This is a genomic window from Leifsonia sp. 10N434 (assembly GCF_056394405.1).
In genome coordinates, this window is record NZ_JBFTHV010000003.1 from 62,000 (window position 1) to 83,814 (window position 21,815).

At 69.3% G+C, this 21,815-nt stretch carries 18 protein-coding genes; 11 read left to right on the forward strand and 7 right to left on the reverse strand.

Annotated elements, in window-relative coordinates:
• Positions 1-7 precede the first annotated feature (7 nt).
• Positions 8-1,255 carry a low temperature requirement protein A gene (locus AC1DB1_RS09605; protein WP_477200602.1) on the reverse strand — a complete coding sequence of 416 codons (1,248 nt, stop codon included), beginning with the start codon at positions 1,253-1,255 and terminating at the stop codon, positions 8-10.
• Positions 1,256-1,389: 134 nt separating this feature from the next.
• Here AC1DB1_RS09605 and AC1DB1_RS09610 point away from each other — a divergent pair, with 134 nt between their 5' ends.
• Positions 1,390-4,788: a glucodextranase DOMON-like domain-containing protein gene (locus AC1DB1_RS09610; protein ID WP_477200603.1), complete on the forward strand. Its 3,399-nt coding sequence runs from the start codon at positions 1,390-1,392 to the stop codon at positions 4,786-4,788.
• A 16-nt stretch (positions 4,789-4,804) separates the two neighbouring features.
• Here the strand turns inward: AC1DB1_RS09610 and AC1DB1_RS09615 are convergent, their stop codons facing one another.
• Both AC1DB1_RS09615 and AC1DB1_RS09620 read right to left on the reverse strand, forming a co-directional pair.
• Positions 4,805-7,399 carry a transglycosylase domain-containing protein gene (locus AC1DB1_RS09615; protein WP_477200604.1) on the reverse strand — a complete coding sequence of 865 codons (2,595 nt, stop codon included), beginning with the start codon at positions 7,397-7,399 and terminating at the stop codon, positions 4,805-4,807.
• A 90-nt stretch (positions 7,400-7,489) separates the two neighbouring features.
• Positions 7,490-9,235, reverse strand: coding sequence for a cation:proton antiporter (locus tag AC1DB1_RS09620; RefSeq protein ID WP_271177876.1), 1,746 nt, complete (start codon positions 9,233-9,235; stop codon positions 7,490-7,492).
• Positions 9,236-9,395: 160 nt separating this feature from the next.
• Here AC1DB1_RS09620 and AC1DB1_RS09625 point away from each other — a divergent pair, with 160 nt between their 5' ends.
• From AC1DB1_RS09625 to AC1DB1_RS09645, 5 genes are all read left to right on the forward strand, one after another.
• Positions 9,396-9,842 (forward strand): DUF1931 family protein, encoded by a 447-nt coding sequence (locus AC1DB1_RS09625; protein WP_271177875.1) that lies wholly within the window; start codon positions 9,396-9,398, stop codon positions 9,840-9,842.
• A gap of 3 nt (positions 9,843-9,845) precedes the next feature.
• Entirely contained in the window at positions 9,846-10,922 is a 1,077-nt protein-coding gene (locus AC1DB1_RS09630; RefSeq protein WP_271177874.1) for a DNA glycosylase AlkZ-like family protein, read from the forward strand.
• Positions 10,923-11,001: 79 nt separating this feature from the next.
• Positions 11,002-12,696 (forward strand): MDR family MFS transporter, encoded by a 1,695-nt coding sequence (locus AC1DB1_RS09635; protein ID WP_477200605.1) that lies wholly within the window; start codon positions 11,002-11,004, stop codon positions 12,694-12,696.
• A gap of 26 nt (positions 12,697-12,722) precedes the next feature.
• The gene (locus AC1DB1_RS09640; protein WP_271177872.1) at positions 12,723-13,184 is read left to right on the forward strand and encodes a MarR family winged helix-turn-helix transcriptional regulator; all 462 of its coding nucleotides are present in this window, start codon (positions 12,723-12,725) and stop codon (positions 13,182-13,184) included.
• Positions 13,181-13,801 carry a TetR/AcrR family transcriptional regulator gene (locus tag AC1DB1_RS09645; RefSeq protein ID WP_477200606.1) on the forward strand — a complete coding sequence of 207 codons (621 nt, stop codon included), beginning with the start codon at positions 13,181-13,183 and terminating at the stop codon, positions 13,799-13,801. Before AC1DB1_RS09640 ends, AC1DB1_RS09645 begins: the two co-directional genes overlap by 4 nt.
• A 95-nt stretch (positions 13,802-13,896) precedes the next feature.
• On the opposite strand, the gene AC1DB1_RS09650 is transcribed toward AC1DB1_RS09645, so the two are convergent.
• A complete protein-coding gene (locus AC1DB1_RS09650) occupies positions 13,897-14,772 on the reverse strand; it encodes an SDR family NAD(P)-dependent oxidoreductase (RefSeq protein WP_477200607.1) in 876 nt (291 codons plus the stop codon).
• A gap of 59 nt (positions 14,773-14,831) precedes the next feature.
• Here AC1DB1_RS09650 and AC1DB1_RS09655 point away from each other — a divergent pair, with 59 nt between their 5' ends.
• The 5 genes from AC1DB1_RS09655 to AC1DB1_RS09675 all read left to right on the forward strand — a co-directional run bounded on the left by AC1DB1_RS09655 (position 14,832) and on the right by AC1DB1_RS09675 (position 18,798).
• Positions 14,832-15,539, forward strand: coding sequence for a TetR family transcriptional regulator (locus AC1DB1_RS09655; RefSeq protein WP_477200608.1), 708 nt, complete (start codon positions 14,832-14,834; stop codon positions 15,537-15,539).
• Between the two features lie 183 nt (positions 15,540-15,722).
• Positions 15,723-16,316 (forward strand): hypothetical protein, encoded by a 594-nt coding sequence (locus AC1DB1_RS09660; protein WP_477200609.1) that lies wholly within the window; start codon positions 15,723-15,725, stop codon positions 16,314-16,316.
• Positions 16,303-16,659 carry a hypothetical protein gene (locus AC1DB1_RS09665; protein ID WP_271177867.1) on the forward strand — a complete coding sequence of 119 codons (357 nt, stop codon included), beginning with the start codon at positions 16,303-16,305 and terminating at the stop codon, positions 16,657-16,659. The genes AC1DB1_RS09660 and AC1DB1_RS09665 overlap by 14 nt, the downstream gene beginning before the upstream one ends.
• Before the next feature lie 17 nt (positions 16,660-16,676).
• Positions 16,677-17,558: a hypothetical protein gene (locus AC1DB1_RS09670; RefSeq protein ID WP_271177866.1), complete on the forward strand. Its 882-nt coding sequence runs from the start codon at positions 16,677-16,679 to the stop codon at positions 17,556-17,558.
• Positions 17,559-17,607: 49 nt separating this feature from the next.
• Positions 17,608-18,798 (forward strand): OmpA family protein, encoded by a 1,191-nt coding sequence (locus AC1DB1_RS09675; protein WP_477200610.1) that lies wholly within the window; start codon positions 17,608-17,610, stop codon positions 18,796-18,798.
• Positions 18,799-18,833: 35 nt separating this feature from the next.
• Here the strand turns inward: AC1DB1_RS09675 and AC1DB1_RS09680 are convergent, their stop codons facing one another.
• The 3 genes from AC1DB1_RS09680 to AC1DB1_RS09690 all read right to left on the reverse strand — a co-directional run bounded on the left by AC1DB1_RS09680 (position 18,834) and on the right by AC1DB1_RS09690 (position 21,797).
• Positions 18,834-19,220: a VOC family protein gene (locus tag AC1DB1_RS09680; RefSeq protein ID WP_477200611.1), complete on the reverse strand. Its 387-nt coding sequence runs from the start codon at positions 19,218-19,220 to the stop codon at positions 18,834-18,836.
• Positions 19,221-19,225: 5 nt separating this feature from the next.
• On the reverse strand, positions 19,226-20,710 hold the full coding sequence (locus AC1DB1_RS09685; protein ID WP_477200612.1) for a flavin-containing monooxygenase: 1,485 nt from the start codon (positions 20,708-20,710) through the stop codon (positions 19,226-19,228).
• Between the two features lie 76 nt (positions 20,711-20,786).
• Complete coding sequence (locus tag AC1DB1_RS09690; RefSeq protein WP_477200613.1) at positions 20,787-21,797, reverse strand: LacI family DNA-binding transcriptional regulator; 1,011 nt, start codon at positions 21,795-21,797, stop codon at positions 20,787-20,789.
• Between the last annotated feature and the right edge of the window lie 18 nt (positions 21,798-21,815).

Below are 21,815 nucleotides of genomic sequence, written 5' to 3' on the forward strand. Positions count from 1 at the left end.
TTTTTCCTCAGTCGGAGAGGATGCGTGCCAGCGCCGCGCTCTGGTGGCGGTGCCCGAGCAGCTCGTAGCCGACCACGACCACGGCCGGCGACAACGTCACGAGCACGAGGCTCACTCCCAGCGGAGCACCCGCCGCCGCCAGCCAGACGGCTGCAGCGAGCATCGCCACCGTGCCCAGGAAAAGACCGATGTGGAACGAGTCGCCTTCGTGCATCAGATACGTGTAGAGCAGGAAGAGAACGATCGAGAACACCAGCACCGGCACGGCGATGCTCAGCACGGCGCCCGTCGTACCGATCGTTGCTTCTCCCTGGATGACGTAGGCCGCGACGTGCAGCCCCGCCCCCGTCGCGGCGATGGACGCGAAGAGAAGGATGTGACCATAGCCCCACAACACCGCGCGGTGGCGGTACCGCGCGAGCACCTCGCCGGAGGGAACGATGAAGTACGACCACCAGAGACCGAAGGTGAGCCCGACCCCGGCCACCACGATGAGCACGGCTTCCAGGCTCCAGCCCTGCTTCGCGACGATGGCGGCCACCGAGGTGACGGTTCCGAACAGCACCTCGCCGAGCGCGATGATCGTGAGCAGCCCGTAGCGTTCGGCGATATGGCTCGCGTTCCAGGGGGTCCCGCCCAGCCTGATCTCCGCGACGATCGGGCCGCCCATCTCGACCACGAACAGCACGGCGGCGACACCGACGACCGACTCGAACGGCACGTGGGCCACGGCCAGCGCGACCCAGCCGACCTGAGCGGCGGCCACGAACCCCGCGTACGTGAGTGCGACCCTGCGCCGTGGCGGATCCTGCACGGCCGCTCGGAGCCACTGGGCGACCAGGGCGATCCGCATGACCACGTAACCGGCGACCATCACCCCGTTGTCGAACGACGCGCCGTGGTCGACCGACGCGAACATCTCCGGCAGTCCCAGTGCGAGCACGATGACGCCGATCATCTGCACCATCGTGGCGACGCGGTAGAACCAATCGTCGGTGTCGTAGGCCGACGAGAACCACGAGAAGTTGATCCACGCCCAGCAGATGGCGAACATGGCGAAGGAGAAGGCGCCGATCCCGGGCAGCACGTGGCCCTCGGCGAGCAGGTGGGCGAGCTGTTCGCCCGCCTGGCCGAACGCGACGACGAACGCCAGGTCGAACAAGAGCTCGAGCGGAGTGGCGGCGCGATGCACCTCACCGGGGTCGCGCCCCGTCATCCGGTGCAGGCGATGACTGCGTTCGGTGAGTTCAGCCACGAAAGTCCTCCGGCCGTCGGCGACGAGCGAGTGCACCCATTGTGGCGGACGAGCAGGCGGGCGTCGATCGGCGACCGTCCACCAACCGACGGTGAACCATTGCCTCCGCCCCCCGAACGGGGGTACGGTCCTGCGTGGAGAGCGCGCACCGCAGCGCGTTCGAATGGGGTGCGATCGTGATCCGTCGTCGTTTCGTCCTTCCGGCAGCCGCCACCGTCATCGCTCTCGCCGCCCTCGGCCTGAGCACCACGGGCGCAGCTGCCGTCGTTCCCGCTGCCGCCGCTCCCAGCGGCGGCGCTGCCGTGAGCGGCGAAGCTGCGGGCTCGCCCGGCGCGGTCAGCCACCAGGCGCAGTCACGCAAGGACTGCGTCGGCACCGCGCGCAACACGGGGTCGAAGATCTGGTTCACCGTCGCCAACGGCATCCTGAGCGACGTCTACGCGCCGACGGTCGACGCCACCAACGTCGAGACGATGCAGTTCCTGGTGACCGACGGCTCCTCGTTCACCGATCTGCAGGCGCGGGACATGACCTACACGGCGACCGCGGACGCCACGGGCATGATGTGCACGGTCACCTCGACCGCGAAGAGCGGCGCGTATCGGATCGTCACGACCTACCTGACGGATCCGTCGCGCGACAGCGTTGTCATCCGCACGCGGTTCCAGGCGCTGAAGGCGGGGGCCGGCGCCTACAAGCTCTACGTTCGACTGGACGCGAACGCGGGAGGCAACGGAGGGGGCGGCACCGCGAACGGCGGCGCCGACACCGCCGTCGTCGACACCTCCTCCGGCACGGCCGTTCCGGTCACCTACGACACGAACACGATCAGCCAGGCGAATCGCACCGCCTACGCCGTGCCGTCGTATCTCGCCCTGCGCGGCGACCGGCCGTTCTCATCGCTGAGCAGCGGGTTCGTGGGAACGGCCAGCGATTCCATCACGCAGCTCGACGCCACGCACACGCTCAGCCCCGCCACGGCGACCGCCACCGGTGGCAACGTGGAGCAGACCGTCGGTGTCGCCCGCGACCATTCGGGCAACGCGACCCTCGCGCTCGGCTTCGGAAGCACGCAGTCGTCCGCCGTGAAGACGGCCGGTGCCACGATCGGCAGCTCCGCCCTGAAGCTCACCGCGTCGTACCTCGGCGGCTGGCTGAAATACGATGCGGGGCTGCGCGTCCCGTTCCTCACCGCTCCCGGCCTCTCCGGATCCCAGCGCATCGCCGCGATCAAGAACTACTACCAGTCGGCGAACGTCGTGAAGGCGTCGGAGGACAAGAAGTACCCCGGCGCGATCGTCGCGGGGCTGGATGCTCCTTGGGGTCAGTCGATCGTCGCGAACGACCCGAACAACCTCTTCAGCAACGGCTACCGCGAGGTGTTCTCCCGCGACCTCTACGAGGCGTGGACCGCCCTCTACACCGACGGTGACCTCGCGACGGCGCGGGACACCGTGCGGTACCTGCTGCTGAAGAGCCAGCAGGCCAACGGATCGCAACCCCGCAACTCACTGCTCGACGGCACGAAGGCCGCCGACGCCTTCAACGACCAGCTGGATGAGACGGCGTACCCGATCCTGATGGCGCTGCAGTCAGGACTCGCCTCCGACAACACCCTCTGGCCGCACGTGAAGTCGGCCGCGAACTTCCTCATCAGCCACGGCCCGAGCTTCGGCGTCGAGCGCTGGGAGGAGCAGACGGGCTACTCCCCCTCGACCATCGCCGCCGAGATCGCCGCCCTCGTGGCCGGCGCCGCCATCGCCGACGTTCACGGAGACGCGGCGAGCGCCCGCGTCTGGCGCGCGACCGCCGACCAGTATCAGCGGAACATCACGGCCTGGGGCGTGACCACGAACGGTCCGCTCTCCTCGTCGCCGTACTTCATCCGGCTGTCGAAGACCGGCGACCCGAACGCGGCGATCAGCTACAACACCGGCAACGGCGGCCCGACGCTCGACCAGCGCGCGATCGCCGATGCCGGCTTCCTCGAGTACGTTCGCCTGGGCATCCTGCCCGCCACCAATCCCGTGATCGCGAACTCGCTGAAGGTCGTCGACGCGACGATCAAGCGCCCGACCGCGAGCGGTACCGGCTGGCTGCGCTACAACGGCGACGGTTACGGAGACTGCGTGGTCGGCGCCGGAACGAGCTGCACGATCGACGGAGCGCCGTGGACGAACTCCGGGGCGAACACCGGCACCGGGCATCCGTGGCCGGTGCTCGGAGCGGAGCGGGCTCAGCAGTACATCGCCCTGGGCCAGAAGAGCACGGCCTCGGGCATCCTGGCGACGATAAACCGGATGAACTCCGGGCCCGGCCTCGTGCCCGAGCAGGTCTGGGATGCGCCGAATCTGCCGCGTTCGCCCTACGGGACCGACCCGGCCACGGCATCCATCGGCTTCGTGAACGGCCAAGCGGACGGATCGGCGTCGCCGCTCACCTGGGGTTCCGCGTCGCAGGTGCGGCTGACCGCCGACCTCGCAGCGGGGCGCAGCCTCGAGCAGCCGGCCCAGGTGCGTGACCGCTATGTGACGCACACCCAGGCGAGCACGCCGCTGACGGTCACCTCGCCCGTCGACGGAACCGCGGCCGGCGCGACGATCACCGTCACCGGCACGGCCGTGCCGGGCGCCTCCGTCGACATCGCGGATGTCGCCACCGACGGAGACTCGGCGACGACCGTGACGCGTGTGACCGCCGGCGCCGGCGGCGCGTTCAGCGTGCCGATCACGGCAGCAGCCGGCACCAACGTACTGGTCGTCACGTCGACGGCGCCGGGAGGTGGAACGGCGCAGGTCGTGCGCTCGGTGGTCAATGATGTGGTGGAGGGCACGCTGCTGTTCACGGCCGACGACCCGACCGGCGACGACGACGGGCCCGGGAACTACGCGTATCCGACGTCGGGCGACTTCCACGCGGGAGCCTTCGACCTCACGAAGTTCCAGGTCTACGACACGGGCTCCACGATTACGTTCCGGATGCAGACCGCCGACCTGACGCCGACGTTCGGCTCGACGAACGGTGCCCAGCTCGTCGATGTCTACGTCGGGCAGCCCGGCGCCGCTACAACGTCTTCTGCGGCCTCGTACCCGAGCATGAACTACCAGGTCGCCCCCGCGTGGAGCCGCCTGATCGAGGCCCAGGGCTTCACCGGCAGCAAGATCCTGGATGCGTCCGGCGCCTCGACAGGTGTGGTCACCGTGAGCGCCAACGCGGTGTCCCGCTACACGACGTTCAGCGTGACCAAGACGGCGCTCGGCGGCACGCCGGCATCCGGATGGTCGTTCGCGATCGCCCTCACCGGCCAGGACGGCACCCATGGCGTCGACCAGACCCGCTCCTTCACCGCGACGCCCGGCGCCTACTCCTTCGGCGTCTGCGTCCCCGGAGGATCGAGCCCGCTGTGCTCCGCCGACTCGAACACCGTGCCCAAGGTGATGGACACGATCGTCCCCTCAGGCACGACCCAGGCCGACGAGCTCAACTACGGCGTGCACAGCCCGGTGGTGCTGAAGGGCGTGGTGGTGCCGTAGTCGCCGGATCGCGCAGCTAGCCCGTCGTCAGCACGATCTGCGCGTCTTTGCGCGCCTGCGAGCCCTCGCCGGGCGACACGTCGGCCACGCTCGCACCCGGGGTCGGCGTCGCGCCTCCCGGGCCTTGCACCACGACGTTCGTGAAGCCGGCGGCTGTCAGTGCCGCTTGCGCGTCCGTCACCGCCGAACCGATCAGCCCCGACGGCACCGCGGCCAGCAGCCCGTTGCTGGTCTGCAGCGTGATCTGGGTCCCCGCGGCGACCGTGGTGTCCGACGTCGGGGAGGTGGCGGCGATGGTTCCTGCCGGCTGCGTTCCGTCGACGGGCGTCGGGTCGACGGAAACGGTGAGCCCGAGCCCCTGCAACGTCTTGGTGGCCTCGTCGGTCGTCTTGCCCGTGACATCCGGCACCGTGATCTGGGAACCGTAGAGCATCGCATCCGAGGGCGGCGTGAAGTCGCTGCCGCCGTAGATCCCATTGATCGCCTGCAGGATGGGGCGCGCGATCTCGAACTTCACGTCGCCGCCGCCCACACCGTTGAAGTAGAGGCTGCGCAGCGGAGTCTGCCCAGAGACGTTCCCGACCCAGGTCGCCGTGGCCACCTTCGAGGTGGAGGTCACGAGCCAGTTCTGCAGGGAATCGTCCGTCGTTCCGGTCTTGCCCATGATCGGCACACCGTCATCCGGGTTGGCGCTGGTGGCGGTTCCGTTGCTCATCACGCCTTGCAGCGCGTAGGTGACGCCCGCGGCGATGTCGGGGCGGAGGCCCTGCGTGCAGGTCGACGGGGTGACCTTGCGCGACGTGCCGTCGGGGTTGATGATCTTGTCGATCGCGACCGGGGTGCAGACGACACCGCCGTTGGCGATGCCGGCGTAGGCGGTCGCCATCGTCAGGGGCGACAGGTAGTTCACACCCAGGATCATCGATGGCACCGAGGTGAGCGGGTTCGCCGACGACGCCGGATGCACACCGAGGCTCTTGGCCGCGTTCAGGATCGAGCAGAGGTCGACCTGCGTTCCCATCTTCGCGAAGGCGGTGTTGACGGACTCGGCGGTCGCGGACAGCACGGACAGGTAGCTCGCGGAGCCCTCGTCGTTCGTGACCGGCCAGTCGGGTCCGTTGATGTCGGCGCACGTGTTGGTGAAGTCCGACGTCGGGAAGTCGTGCTGGGTCGCGTCGATACTGTCGTACAGGCTGTGGCCGGACTCCAGCCACGCGGCCAGGTCGAACGCCTTGAATGTCGACCCGGTCTGGAAGCCCTGCGATCCTCCGTAGGCCTGATCGGTGTTGTAGTTCACCGCTGTGGTGCCCGGCGACGGCTGATCGGTGTTGTTGAAGGCGCGGTTCTCCACCATCGTCACGATGCGCCCGGTGCCGGTCTCCATCGACACGTTGGACGCGCCCAGGTCGATGCCCTCCTCCGTCGCGGGGATGTACGAGCTCAGGGATTGCTGTGCGGTCGCCTGCAGGTCGAGGTTGAGCGTGGTGTAGATCTTCAGGCCACCGCGGGTGAGCGTGGCCCACCGGTCGTCGGACGTCTTGCCGAAGGCGGGATCGTTGAGCACCACGTCGCGCACGTAGTCGCAGAAGAACGCGGCGTTGTAGCGTGCTGCGGTGGCGCATCCGGAGGTCGACGGCATGATCGTCGGCGACACCGGGGTGGCCTTGGCCGCATCCCGCTGCGCCTTGGTGATCTTGTGATTCACGTACATGCGGTCGAGCACGTAATCGCGGCGGTCTTTGGTGGCCTTGTAGCCGTTCGCTGCGCCGTTGGCGGTGTTCTTGGGCTCGTCGATGCGCAGGTTTGCGGGATTGTTCAGCATCGCGACGAGCGTCGCCGCCTGCGGGAGGGTCAGCTTGTCCGCGGTGGTGTTGAAGTAGTAGTGGGCGGCGCTGGCGACGCCGTAGATCTGCCCGCCGAACCCGACGACGTTGAGGTAGCCGAGCAGAATCTCCTGCTTGGTGTACTTCTTCTCGATGCCGACGGCGTAGCGCATCTCCTGCACCTTGCGCTGGAGGGTGACACCGGCCGCATCCTGGTAGCAGGCCTGCAGTTTCTTGGCGTCGGTGAGGGCGTCGCAGCGCTGCACCTCGACGTTCTTCACGTACTGCTGGGTGATGGACGACCCGCCCTGCACGTTGTTGCCCACCACGGTGGAGAGAGCGCCTCGCACGGTGCCGAGCACGTCGATCGGACCGTCGGAGTAGTAGCGCGGGTCTTCGGCCGCGATCGTCGCGTCCTTCATCGTCTGCGAGACCTGGGTCCACGAAACGTTTTGGCGGTTCTGCGCGTAGAAGCTGGCGATGGGGACGTCCTTGCCGCCCTGCTTCGCGTAGAGAGTGGAGTTCTGCGCGAACGGGGCGATGGACAGCGTCGCCGGCAGCTGCTCGAAGCCGGATGCGGCGGCGGAGACCACACCGGTCATTCCCAGCAAGCCGGGGAGCACGGCGGCCGCGACGAGAACAGCGGCGACGAGGCTGGCGATGGCGAACTGGGCGAAAAGCCCGATGCGGCTCGTGGCCGGCTCGAGCTCATAACTGCGGAGTGGCTCGAACCGCCGCCAGAACTCCGCTCGGCGTGCGGGATCGGCAGAGAACGGGTGGGAAGTCACGTCTCTACGCTGTCACGATGCGCTTTGAATGCCCTGACGCGACGCGGCGAACCCTTGGCACTCTCTCAGAAACCTGAGCGGAACTCCCGATCAGTGTCCGCGGCGCGTCGGGCGCAGACGCGTCTCCTCGACGTCGAGCATCGCCTCCGCCTCTTCGAAGATGCGCGACGGATAGCGTCCCTGCCGCCGCTCTTCCATCAGCTTGTTGCGCTCGGCGTCGACGACCGCGAGCCGGAGGGTGCGGTAGAGCAGGTGCGGCCGTTCGTTCACGGGGGCCGCAGAGAGCCTGGCCCGCTCCCAGGCCGCCTCGGTGCGCAGGAACGACGACTGCCGCACCCGCTCCACGACCTCGGGGTCGATGATCTCGTCGGTGCCGGCGGCGAGCGACGGGTCGTCGAGCACCTCGAGGCCGGCGTTGCTGAGGTCGTCGAGCAGCGCTGCGAGCTGACGGCGATCCTGATCGGGATCGGCGCCCTCCACCTTCAGCAACCGGATGAGTGCCGGCAGGGTTCCGCCTTGCACGATGAGACTGACGACGGCCACGGTGAACGCGATCAGGATGAGCTGCGGGCGGTACGGGAAGCCGTCTTCGGCGCCGGGCAGCGATTGCGCCGCGGCGAGCGTGACCACGCCGCGCATACCGGACCAACCGAGGATCACTCCCCCGCGCCAGTCGATCCGCTGCTCTCGCATCGCCTCCAGGTCGGCACGCATCCGCCCGTACCGGCGCTCGGCGAGGTCTTTGCGCCGACGTTGGTGCACGGTCTCGACCGGATGGTTGCGGTAGTAGCTGACCAGCAGGAGCTCGTGGAGGGTTCGCTTCTCCGCGCGCTCCGTGCGTCTTCGCAAGCCCCAGACCAGCGGGATCGCCCAGGCGAACCGGATGATGATGAGCACGGCGAGCGCGAGCAGGCCGATGCCGACCGACTCCCAGACGCCGAGCAGTTCATCGTCGGCCTGCACGTCTTCGACGAGCGTGCGGATCTCGAGCCCGATGACGAGGAACACCGCGTTCTCGAGCAGGAACTGGATCGTCCCCCAGTTGATGCGGTCGGTGATCCTCGCCTGGGCGGTGAACGCCTTCGGACTCGCGTAGCCCGTGTAGAGCCCGGCGACCACGACCGCGAGCACACCCGAGCCACCGATCGCCTCCGCCGGCATGAAGGCGGCGAACGGCACCGCGATCGAGAGGGCGGTGTCGAGCAGCGGGTCGGAGAGCTTCGACCGCACGTAGACCGACAGGAAGCCCGCGGCCAGGCCGACGGCGATGCCCGCGATGGTCGCGTAGAAGAAGTCGAGCACGCCGGCGAACGGCGTCGCCAGCAGACCGGCCGCGGCGGCGGTCGCGGTGCGCAGCAGCACCAGGGCGGTGGCGTCGTTGACGAGCCCCTCGCCCTCGAGCAGCGTCAGCAGCCGGGGCGGGAGACCGAGGCGACGGCCGATGGACGTGGCCGCCACGGCATCCGGTGGGCTGATGATGGCGCCGAGCGCGATCGCTCCCGGGAGGCTCAGCTGGGGCAGCAGTGTGTACAGCAGCCAGCCGGAGACGAAGGCGGTCAGGATGACGAGAGCGACCGACAGCCCGGCGATCGGCGCGAGGTCTCGCCGGAAGTCGGCGAGCGGAAGCCGGATGGCGGCGGCGTACAGGATCGGCGGCAGCACCGCGTCGAGCACGATCTCGTGCGGGATCTCGATGGACGGGACGCCCGGGAGATAGGAGAGCGTGACCCCGACGACGACCAGGATGATGGGCGCGGCGACGCCCAGCCGCCTCGAGAAGGCGGCGACGGCCACGATCACGGCTATGCCGATGACGGCATAGAAACCCAACTCCATCCACCAAGCCTACGGACTGCGGTCGTTCAGATCGAACGGATGACGCAGCGCTGCGTGCGACGACTGCTCTACCCCTCGGTCACCGCGCCGGAGTAGATTCGTCAGGCGCTGCATCCTCTCCGCGGGTCCCCGCGGAGATCCCCATCACCGGGAGCACACCATGCATCTCATCGGCATCGCCGCCTTCGAGCGGTTCTTCTCTGCCGCCGGCCTCGAGATCGACAAGAACGATCTGCGCCGGTTCGACGACTTCATCAGCGACAAGGTCGCCGACCTGGTGGAGACGGCGGTCGGAAACGCCCAGGCGAGCGGACGGGACGTCGTCGAGCCGCAGGACCTCCCGATCACGGCCGGCCTGCGGGAGTCCATCCATGCGTTCGGCCGGGTCGGAGAGACCGTGTCGCTCGACGCGATCCTCGAACAGCTGGGCAGGCGTTCCACACCGGCGCTGCCGCTCAGCGACGAGGCGACCGCTGAGCTGCCGCAGATCGCCGGGGGGATCGGCGTCGCATTGGCGCGGTCGTTCCGCGTGCTCGACGAGTCGCTGAAGACCCCCCAGCCCACTCACTGGGACAAGGCCACCCGCATCTTCGGCATGCTCCTCTGAGGCATGGCCGACCTCCACCTGGAGCGGGCGGAAGCCCGCCGCATCGCCGTCCGCGCCCAACTGCTCAGCGCCGAGCGTCCCGTCGAACTGCTGCCGCTCGTCGAGCAGCTGACCTTCCTCCAGCTCGACCCCACGGCCGCGATCGCCCCCAGCGCCGACCTCATCGTGTGGTCGCGGATGGGCTCGTCGTACCGGCCGGAACAGCTGCAGCAGGCGATCGAGCACGACCGCACGATGTTCGAGCGCAAGTCGCAGGACGACCCGACGCAGCCGCCGTTCGCGATGATCCGCCCGACATCCGATCTCGGGCTGCACCTCTCGCCCACCGCCGGTTTCCCCCGCGAGCACGCCTGGATCGCGGCCAACGAATCGTTCCACCAGGACGTGCTGAACCGGCTCGCCTCCGCCGGCCCCCTGCTGTCGCGCGACATCGCGGACACCAGCACGGTGCCGTGGGTCTCGACCGGCTGGACCCACAACCAGAACGTGACCAGGATGCTCGAACTGCTCGTCGCCCGCGGTGAGGTCGCCACGGCCGGCCGCATCGGCCGCCAGCGCACCTGGGACCTGGCGGAGCGCGTGTACCCGCCGTTCGAATTCGTGCCGGAGGAGGAAGCGGCGCGCATCCGGGATGCTCGTCGGCTGCGCGCCCTCGGCATCGCACGCGCGCAGATGGTCGGCGATGCCGGCGTGCCGGCGACGGTCGAGGGCAGCAAGCTCCGCTGGCGGGTCGATCCGGATGCCGTGGGCCGGCCGTTCTCGGGCCGCACCGCGCTGCTCTCCCCCTTCGACCGGCTCATCCACGACCGGGTGCGGTCGCAGGACCTGTTCGAGTTCGAGTATCTGCTCGAGATGTACAAGCCGGCCGAGAAGCGGCGGTGGGGGTACTTCGCGCTGCCGATCCTGCACGACGACCGGATGGTCGGGAAGCTCGACGCGGCCGCCGACCGCAAGGCGGGTGTGCTGCGGGTGAACGCGATCCACGAGGACGTGCCCTTCACGGCGACGATGCGGGCCGACGTCGACGCGGAGATCGCCGACCTCGCCGGCTGGCTCGGGCTCGAGGTCGCCGTCGGCTGACCCGACCCGGCCGGCGGGAATAGTTGACCATCGTCAATCAGTTACATATAGTTGACCGACATCAACTATCAGGAGAACTGTGACTACTGACACCAGCGCACCGCTGACGGCGACACCGTCGGCACGACGGCAGGTCCTTCTGCCGCTCTCCGGGCTCCTGCTCGGAATGTTCGTCGCGATGCTCGCGAGCACCGTCGTCTCGAGCTCGCTCCCCAAGATCATCTCCGACCTCGGCGGCAGCCAGTCCGGCTACACCTGGGTCGTCACGGCGACCCTGCTCGCCACGACCGTCAGCACCCCGATCTGGGGCAAGCTCGCCGACCTCACCAACCGCAAGCTGCTCATCCAGCTCTCGCTCGTGATCTTCGTGGTCGGCTCCGGCCTCGCCGGCCTTTCGCAGAGCACCGAGATGCTAATCTTCTTCCGCGTGCTCCAGGGCCTCGGCGCCGGTGGTCTCACCGCGCTCGTGCAGGTCGCGATGGCCGACATCATCCCGCCGCGCGACCGCGGTCGCTACATGGGCCTGCTCGGCGCGGTCATGGCCGTCGCAACCGTCGGCGGTCCGCTGCTCGGCGGCGTGATCACCGACTCGGTCGGCTGGCGCTGGAACTTCTACATCTCCGTGCCGTTCGCCGTCGCCGCGATCATCGTGCTGCAGCGCACGCTCCACATCCCGACGCACAAGCGCAAGGTCAGCATCGACTACCTGGGCGCCATCCTGATCGCCGCCGGTGTCTCCCTCCTGCTCATCTGGGTGTCGCTGGCCGGCAACCAGTTCGACTGGGGCTCGGTCACGAGCATCGTGATGGTCGTCGGCGCGGTGGTGCTGCTGGGCCTCGCGGTGCTCGTCGAGTTCCGCGCCAAGGAGCCGATCATCCCAATGTCGCTGTTCAAGAACCGCACGTTCTGGCTCGCGATCATCGCCAGCATCTCGGTCGGCGTCGCCATGTTCGGCACGTCCGTGTTCCTCAGCCAGTACATGCAGCTCGCCCGGGGCAAGACGCCGACCGAGTCCGGTCTGCTGACCATCCCGATGATCGCCGGAGTGCTGCTGTCGTCCGTCGTCATCGGCCAGATCATCAGCCGCACCGGCAAGTGGAAGCGCTACATGGTGGTCGGCTCGATCCTGCTCACCATCGGTCTGGCCCTGATGGGCACCATCCGGTACGACACGAGCTTCTGGCTGGTGTTCCTCTACATGTTCATCATGGGCGCCGGCGTCGGCATGGTCATGCAGAACCTCGTGCTGATCGTGCAGAACGCGGTGAACCCGCTGCAGATCGGAACGGCGAGCGCGTCCGTCGCGTTCTTCCGCAGCCTCGGAGGCACCATCGGCGTCTCCGTCATGGGCGCGGTGCTCGGCTCGCGGATCACCACGCTCGTCACCGAGGGAATGGCCAAGCTCGGCATCGACCCGTCTGCGACGGGCGGCGGCGGTGCCATCCCGAACCTCGCCACGCTCCCGGCACCCGTCCGCACGATCGTCGAGTCGGCGTACGGCGAGGCCGTGGCCGATGTGTTCCTGCTCGCGGTGCCGCTCGCGGTCATCTCGATCATCGCGATCGCCTTCCTGCCGAACCTCAAGCTCGGCACGAAGACCTCGGTCGAGCAGATCGCCGAGCAGGAGACGCCGGGTGAGACCCTCATCGCGGCGAGCGCCGCCGAGATCGCGGGCGACCCGATCGGCGAGGCCCTCCTCGACGAGGAGGCCGGACGGCGCGGCGACGCCGGGGCGGACGCGGGCGACCGGGTGAGCGACACGACCAGGAGCTGAGGATGGCCGGGCTTACGCTGGTAGGCGTGGATTCCGAGGCACGCACCGACTCCGACGCACGCCGCGAAGCGGTCGGGTCGATCGAAGACGCCCTCGGGCGCTTCATGAGATCGGTGCGGGCCTCGCTCAACGAGGGCGCGCACGCCTTCTCGCCCGACCTGCCGCCGTCGGCGTACTGGATCATGAGCGTGATCGGCAAGACGCATCCGATCGCCCCCGCCACGATCATCGCCCTCACCGGCATGGACAAGAGCTCGGTGAGCCGCCAGCTGCGCCTCCTCAAGGAGGCCGGCTACATCGACAGCCAGCCCGACCCGCACGACCGGCGAGCAGACCTCTACTCGCCGACACCCGAGGCCGGTGCCCGGTTCGAGGCCATCCGTGCCGCGAACCGGGCCCGCTTCGGCCAGGCGTTCGACGCCTGGGACGAGGACGAGGTGGTGGCGTTCGCCGGCCTGCTCGACAAGTTCATCGGGCGCGACGCGTGACAGCGTCCAGCGAGGTGCAGTCCCCGGAGACGATCTGCGTTCCGGGGCTGCGCGAGCGCAAGAAGCAGGAGACGCGCACCGCGATCCACGAGGCCGCGGTGCGGTTGGTCGCCGAGAACGGGGTCGCGGCGACGTCGGTCGATGCGATCTGCTCGGAGGCCGTGGTCTCCAGCCGCACGTTCTTCAATTACTTCCCGTCGAAGATGGCGGCGATCATCGGTCACGACGAGGCCTCGGTGACGGATGTCCAGCGCGAGGCGTTTCTCGCCGGCACCGGCGACGACGACCTCGTGCGCGACTTGTGCACGCTCCTGGCGGGCATCACCGATTCGGTCACCCGCCGGGGACGCGACCGGCAGAAGGTGCGCGAGCTGATCGCCCGCCGGCCGGAGGTGGTGCCGGAGCTTCTCGTGATCGTCACGGAGATGCGGAGTCAGCTGGTCGAGCTCGCCGAGCTGCGCACAACACCGGCGCACGCACGCTTCGCGGTCGCCCTCGTGATCGCGGCCCTGATGTGCGCCCTCGACGAACCGCTCGACCCGCGCATCGACGAGTTCGGCGACTGGCTGTTCTCCGCCGTGATGTCGATGCGCGACATCGCGAACGCCTCGACCTGACCCCATCGACGCAATCGAGTCCGAAGTTGTTGCCCCCGACACGCCGTGCGCGAGGGCAACAAGTTCGGACTCGATCTCGTTGAGAGCCGGGGGCGCTAGGCGGCGTCGGGCGGGAACGCGACGGGGTACGGCTCGTCGAAGTCGGCGGACCGGCTCACCGCGCGCCACTTCTCGTCGTCGGCCAGCAGGCGCCGATCCTGCGCGATCGTCATCTCGGCCGCGTTGACGCCGAGCGGCAGATGGTACGGGATGTCCTGACGCTGTGCGATCCGCACCAGGATCTCGGCTGCGCGCTGCGGGTCGCCCGCCGGGCCGTCTGCGTTCTGCCGCATCCGGGTGTTCATCGCCCCGACCGTCACCTCGTACGCCTCGGGCACCTCGCGCACGATCATCGACGAACCCGCCCAATCGGTGCGGAATCCGCTCGGCTCGACCACGACGACCCTCACGCCGAACGGCGCGGCCTCCACCTGGAGCACGCGGCTGAACCCGTCGATCGCGAACTTCGCCGCCTGATACGAAGCGATGCCCGGCGACCCGCCGACGCGACCTCCCACGGAGGAGAACTGCATGACGAGTCCGCTCCCCTGCTCGCGCAGCACGGGGAGCGCCGCCTTCGTGACGTTGTAGACGCCCCAGAAGTTGGTCTCGAACTGCGTGCGGAAGTCCTCGTCGTCGGTGGACTCGATCGGCGAGACATTCGCGTACCCCGCGTTGTTCACGACGACGTCGATGCGTCCGAACCGCTCCCGCGCTTCCGCGACCGCCGACCGGGCCGCTGCCGCATCCGTCACATCGAGGGCGATGGGATGCACGCGCTCGCCGAACTCGGAGACCAGCTCGTCGAGCTGCTCGGGCCGTCGGGCGGTGGCGGCCACGAGACCGCCCGCTTCGAGGGCGGCGCGTACGAGGGCGCGGCCGAAACCGCGCGAAGAACCTGTGATGAACCAAACCTGTCGTTCCTGTGTCATGCAATTAGTAAAACACCGTTCTCTTAATTACGCAACTGAGTTGCGTTAGGATGGGCTGCATGACGACGACCGGATTCCAGCGTGCCCGCAGCACCGAGGCGAAACAGCAGCGCGAAGACGCGATCCTCGCCGCCGCCCGCGCGCTGGCCACCGACCGCGGCATCCGGCAGATCACGCTCACCGACATCGCCGCAGCCGTCGGGATGCACAAGTCCGCCCTGCTGCGCTACTTCGAGAACCGCGAGCAGATCTTCCTGCGCCTGAGCGCCGAGGACTGGCAGGACTGGGGCCCCGCGGTGCGAACGGCGCTGGCCGGGCTCGAGACCGGCGGCACCGTATCCGGCGGCACCGTCTCCTCCGCCGCCATTGCGCGCACCATCGCCTCCTCCCTCGCGTCACGCCCGGTATTCTGCGACCTCCTCGCCCAGGCCCCGCTGAACCTGGAACGCAGCGTGTCCGTCGAGGCCGTGCGCGCCTACAAACTCGTCACGCATCACGAACTGGAGGGGATCATCGGGGCCATCCGGTCACTGCTCCCCGCCCTGACCGAGACCGACGCCGTCGATGTCATCGCCGCCGCGACCTCGCTCTCGGGAGCGTTCTTCGAGATCGCGACGCCCGGCCCCGAGATCGAGGCGCTCTACCGCAGCGACCCTCGCCTGGCCCATGCGGTCGTCGACGTCGAGCCGCGGGTGGCGCGTATGCTGGCGGCCATGATCGACGGCCTGCTGCTCGCACGACGGGACGACCGGGTCAACGAATCGTGATCTAGCCGTGTCCGGACTATCGGGAATCATTCGAGATTCCCCTAGTCAGTTGCCAGGAGTTCTCCGTACGCTTCGATGTCCGCCGATATGCGGGCATGACAGCTTCACTGACGGAGGGGAACCCCTATGGCGACACGGTCGCATCGCGCGCCTCGCGCAGGCCGGCGCCCTTTTCGCGTCGGGATGATCGTTCGCGGGCGGCTCGAACGCCAGGCCAGGCAGGATGCCGAGGTCGCCGCATCCGGGTCACGATCCGGTGACGAATCGGCCGAGCCGTCGACGCCGACGGTGCAGGCCATCCAGGCTCACGCGAACGCCTACGCCCGGCGCGAGGAGCAGCGCTTCTTCTCCGACATCCACCGCGAGCTGGCCGAGCACCGCATCGTCACCAAGGCCCTGGATGCCGACCTCGCGTCCTACGAGGAGAAGACCGACAACCTGTCCGCGGCCGAGCGCGACGCGATCGCCGAGGGCCAGGGACCGGCCTTCGAGGAGCTCCGGCGGCTGGAGCGGCGGATCAAGCGCGGCCATCGCCGCGCGGACGAGCTCACCGCCCTCATCCACTCGCGCTTCACGACCGCCAAGCTGCGTGCCGGCCGCTACTACGACTACTCCGACGAGAAGATCGCCGTCTATTGGGGAGCTTTCCGCCGGTCGGCGAGCACCGAGCACCTCGGCGATCGCGCGCCGGGGCTGCGGCGCCTGGAATGGCTGAACACCAAAGAGAACACGAAACTTCTCGAACTCTGGCAGGGGAGAACAGATGTCCAAGCGTGATCGGCTGCCCGCCGACTACAAAGTCCCGAGGACCATGCGGCTGCGACGCCGCCTGCTCTGGCAGCTCCGCCGGATGCGCTCAGCGGTCGACGTGGAGACCCTGGAGGTGTTCGAGCACGAGCTGTCCGCGTTCGAGCGCGCCGGCGTCGCCGAGATCGACCGCCAGCGCACCCGCAACGTCGCCGCCGCTGCGGCCCGCGTATCCGACGCGCAGAAGCGCGAGGAGCTCATCCGGGGCGCGATCGTTCGCACGGAAGCCCAGATCGACCGCGCCGGTGTCGCCGCCGAGCGCCTCGACGCCAAGCTGCTCGGGCACGATCCCGAGCTCCACAATTACGCGTGAGTCGCGGGAGGACTGACATGGCAAGAGACATCGTGATGAAGCCCCCGCGCATCCGGCCGCGCGTCGGGCACATCTCGCCGTTCGCCCACGTGCTCGTGTACGTGCTGCTGCTCGGCATGATCACCGTCGACTACATCCTGCTCTCGCAGGCCCTGACCCTGCTGCTGCGCAACGACAGCCAGTACGGCTCGATCGGCCTGCAGATGTACGTGATCACCCTCGGCATCTCGCTGGCCGTGGTGACGCTGCCGCACGTCGTCGCCGTGCTGATGCGCCGCATCCAGGCCGGCGTGATGGCCCGCCGCTGGTCGATCGTCGCCGTCGCCCTCGCCCTCATCTGGGGCGCGCTGCTCGCGGCGATCACCATCGCCCGGATCAAGGCCGGCATCGACGCCCAGAACGCGGGCGGCCTGACCGGTCTCACCGGCGCCACCACGGCTCCGACGACCGCAGGCTTCTCGTGGACCGCTCCGGACACGATCATGGCGTTCCTGATGCTCGGTGTGCTCGCGACCTCCGGGGCGATCAGCTTCATCGTCGCCTGGCTGACGACGCGCCCGCTGCTCAGCGCCGCCGAGAAGGCGCACCGTCACCTCGACGACCTGCGCGTGCACCGCGACCGCCTGCTCGGCGAGGCCGTCGCCGCACGCGAGGCCACGCAGCAGGCGCTGCGGCTCGACCACGAGGATGCCGTGCGCTACACCGGCGCCCGCGTCACGTTCAACGCCCGCGTCGACCTGCTGCGCGCGCAGCTCGCGACCCGGCTGGCGAAGAAGGAGCGCGACCCCGAGAGCACGAGCCAGATCATCCGGGAGCTGCGGGCTCGACGCCTCGCCGACCCGCCGGAGATCGTGCCGTCCATCCCGCCGGCGTCCACGCCTTCCCAACTCACCGACTGACACCGACGGATGGGGCATCCGCCCCGCCCGCCGGCCGAAAGGACCACCTGTGACCTCCCGACTTCTCGCCAGAGCCGGCATCGCGATCGCCACCGTCATCGCGCTCGGCGCGGGCCTCACCGCCTGCGCCTCCGCGACCGCCGCCGGCGCCGCCTGCGACCAGTCGCAGAAGCGCAACCTCGGCGTCGTCGCCGGGAGCACGGCCAACGCACCGGCCGCGTCGCTGCCCGACTCGGCCGTCGCCCAGCTGACAGCTGTCAGCAAGAGCAACGGCAGCGTCACCGTGGTCATCCCCTCGGGCACCCCGCAGGTGATGGGAACGACCACCATCGGGTCGACGGCCCAGGATGCCGTGGTCTGCCAGAACGACCAGCGCAACAAGCTCACCCAGGTCACGTCGTACATCAACGGCCTCAAGGCGGCATCGCCCGAGGTCGACTTCCTCGGGTCGATCGACCAGGCCGCCCGCAACCTCGGCTCGAACCCGATGGGCGTGCTGGTGATGGGCAGCGGACTGCAGACGACCGACCCGCTGAACTTCGCGGCCAGCGGCGTGCTCTACGCCGACCCTGCCCAGGTGGTGAGCGACCTGACCTCGCGCGGTCTGCTGCCGAAGGACCTGAAGGGCGTCACCGTCTACTGGGCGGGCATGGGCGACGTCGCCGGGTCGCAGCAGACCTTGACGATTCCCGCACGGAGCAACCTCGAGGCGATCTGGACCGCCATCATCAAGGCTGCGGGCGGTACCCTCTCGCTGCTGCCGGAGCCCGCGTCCGGTGGCGCCGCATCCGGGCTGCCCGCCGTGGCCGCCGTGCCGGTCGAGGCCGTGCAGACCAAGACCGACTGGACGAAGCCGATCGTGATCCGCAACAGCGACCTGCTCTTCACGAAGGACACCGCGACGTTCTCCGACGCGACGAAGGCATCGCAGGTGCTGTCGGGGCTCGTGCCGTCGATCGAGCAGAACGGGGCGACGGTGACGATCACGGGCACCGCCTCGAAGGACCAGGCGACGAACAACACGGCGGACACTGCGCTCTCGCTGCGGCGGGCCGACGCCGTGAAGGCGGCGCTGGTCGGGCTCGGGGTGCCCGAGTCGCTGCTGACGACGGCGGGCGTCGGGTACGAGTGGTGCGGCTGGAAGAGCGAGACCGACGCCTCCGGAAAGTACTCGGATGCTCTGGCCGAGCAGAACCGCTCGGTGATCCTGACTTCGGCGGGCGTCGGGCTCTGCGGGTAGCGCGCGGACGGCGGCGGGCCGGCGCGCGTGGTCGCCTAGCGCGGGCCGGCGACGCCGATCAGGTTTCCCGCCGGATCGCGGAAATGTCCGACGGTCACGCCTCCGCCCTCGTTGCGCACGGGCCCCAGAATGCGCGTTCCGCCCAGTCGCTCGGCATCGGCCAGCGCCCGTTCCACGTCGGGCACGCCGACGTAGAACGTCGCCCGCGCCACTGACTGCGCTCCTCCCCCGATGCCGCCCGGGATGCCCGAGCTGTCGCCGGTGGGGATCGCGTCGATGAACGAATACTGGTCGGTGTCCGAGATCTCGGGCGCGACGGATGCTCCGGGCGGCGCCTCCCATCCGAAGAGCCCGGAGTAGAAGCTCCGGAGCGCGGCGGGGTCGGGTCCGATGATCTCGAAATGCACGACGGGGTCAGCCATGCGCGTCATGGTACGCGCGCCGGTCTTCCGGCACGCGTGATCGTGTACTCCCGCGGGTCGAACCGGCGCACGGACCTCCGGAAGCCGATGGCACTGCGCGGCCAGATCACGGTGTTGCGGCCGTTCGCATCGAGGTAGAAGCTCGTGCAGCCGCCCCGCGTCCAGACGCCCTTCGCCAACGCCCGCTGCAGCCCGCTCTCGTACCGTGCCATCGCGTCCTCCGTCGGCTCGGCGACCGCGTCGACGCCGGCTCCGCCCATCCGGTCGAGAGCGTCGATCGCGTAACGGACCTGGGCCTCGATCATCACCACGACGCTGTTGTGGGAGAGGGCCGCGTTGGGTCCGTGCAGGAAGAACAGGTTCGGGAAGGCGGGCACCGTGGCCGCGTGGAGGGCGAACATGCCGTCTCGCCAGGCGTGGGCCAGGGTCTCGCCGTGCGCTCCGACGATGCGGTCGGCGATCCGCGGCCGGGTCGCGTCGAACCCGGTGGCCAGAACGAGCACATCGACCGGATGGCGTCGCCCGTCCGCGGTGACGACGGCGTGCGGCTCGATCCGCTCGATCGGGTCGTCGATGTAGTCCACGTTCTCGCGCTGGATGGCCGGGTAGTAGTCGTCGGAGACGAGCACCCGTTTGCAGCCGATCCGGTAGTGGGGGGTCAGCCGTGCGCGCAGGCTAGGGTCGCGCACCTGCGCGTCGCGGTGCCGCGTGGACAGCCGCTCGACCACCGCGCCGACCCGCGGATGCACGAAGCCCAGCCAGCGCGCGTCGTACTCGGCGAAGATCAGTGAGCGCACGGCGCGCTGCACCGCGGGGACGCCGGCGAACAGCCGGCGCCGGAGGCTGCTGCTGCGGTGGTCGTGACGGGAGACGATCCACGGCGGGGTGCGCTGGAAGACCAGGAGGCGCCCGACCTCCGGCTGGATCGCCGGGACGATCTGGATCGCGGATGCGCCGGTCCCGATGACGGCGACCCGCTTGCCCGTCAGGTCGACCGAGTGGTCCCACTGCGACGAGTGGAAGACGGTTCCGCCGAACGAGTCCAGCCCGTCGATCGCGGGACGATGCGGGTCGATGAGCAGCCCGTGGCCCGAGATGAGGACGCGTGCCGACATCGCGCCTCGTGAGGTCTCGAGGAGCCAGCGCCCGGCATCCCCGTCCCACGTCGCGCTCTGCAGGTCGGTGCCGAACCGGATGTGGTCCCGGATGCCGCGCTGCCGCGAGACGCGCACCAGGTAGGCGAGGATCTCGGGCTGCTGCCCGTAGGCGGTGCTCCACCCGGGATTCGGGGCGAACGAGAACGAGTAGAGATCGCTCCGGATGTCGCACGCCGCGCCCGGGTAGGTGTTGTCGCGCCACGTGCCCCCGACCTCGTCTCCGCGTTCGAGCACGGCGAAATCGTTGTAGCCGTGGGCGATCAGCTGCCACGCGGCACCGATCCCCGCGAAGCCGGCGCCGATCACGGCGATGTCGACACGCTCGGTCGTCATCGCATCACCGTACGCCCGGTCGCGCCCGCCGCGCATCCGTCGCGTTCGGCGGCGGCGGCATTCGCGCGTGCAGCCGTCAGCGACGGGGCGGCGCCGCGCTCTCGCGGATGACGATCGGCGGGCGCTCCGACGAGAACTTGCGCACCCTCCGCCCCGCCATCAGCCCCTCGAGCAGCCCGTAGGCGCGGGAACCGAGCCCCGCGAAGTCCTGGTCGACCGTGGTGAGCGGCGGCGTCCACATCCGGGCCAGTGGATGGTCGTCGAAGCCGACCACGCTGACGTCCTCCGGCACCGAACGGCCTCCCTCGCGCAGGCCGCGGATCACGCCCATCGCGATCTCGTCGTTGCCGCAGAAGACCGCCGTCACGTCGGAGCGGGCGGCGAGCTCGACACCGATCGCGCGGCCGGACTCCGGCTCCCAGGTGGCGTCGATCGGCTCCGGCACCGGAGCGCCCGCCTCGGCGAGGGCACGGCGCCAGCCGGTGGTGCGTCCGTCCTCTTTGCGCGAGGGCGGCACGCGCACGTGGTGCACGGTCGAATGCCCGAGGCCGAGCAGATACTCCACGAGTTCCTGGGCGGCATCCGCTTCGTTGAGCACCGCCTGCGGCACGCCCGTCTCGCGGACGCCCGAGATCGACACCGCCGGTATCGATTTGGGGAGGCGGTGCAGCACAGCGACGCCGGGCGGGTCGAACTTGAGCACGACAATGCCGGCGATCGGCTGGTTGACCACCAGTGAGACGGCCCGGTCGACCGTCTCCTCTTCGGCGGACTCGACCACGGTGATCGTCACCGTGAACCCCGCCGCGCGCGCGCTCTCCTCGACACCGCGGATCGTCTCCGCATAGCCGTACTGCGAGGTGTTGCCCGCGAGCACCGCGATCAGCTTCGGCTGGCGGGCGACGAGCGCGCGCGCCATCACCGACGGCCGGAAGTCGAGCTTCTCGATCGCCTGCAGCACGCGTTCGCGCTTCTCCTCCGATACGCGCGCAGCACCCGTGAGCACACGCGAGACGGTCGGAACGGAAACGCCGGCCTCGCGTGCGACATCCCCGATGACCGGGGGTTTGGGCGCAGTGGTGGACATCGCCCTCAGCATATCGAC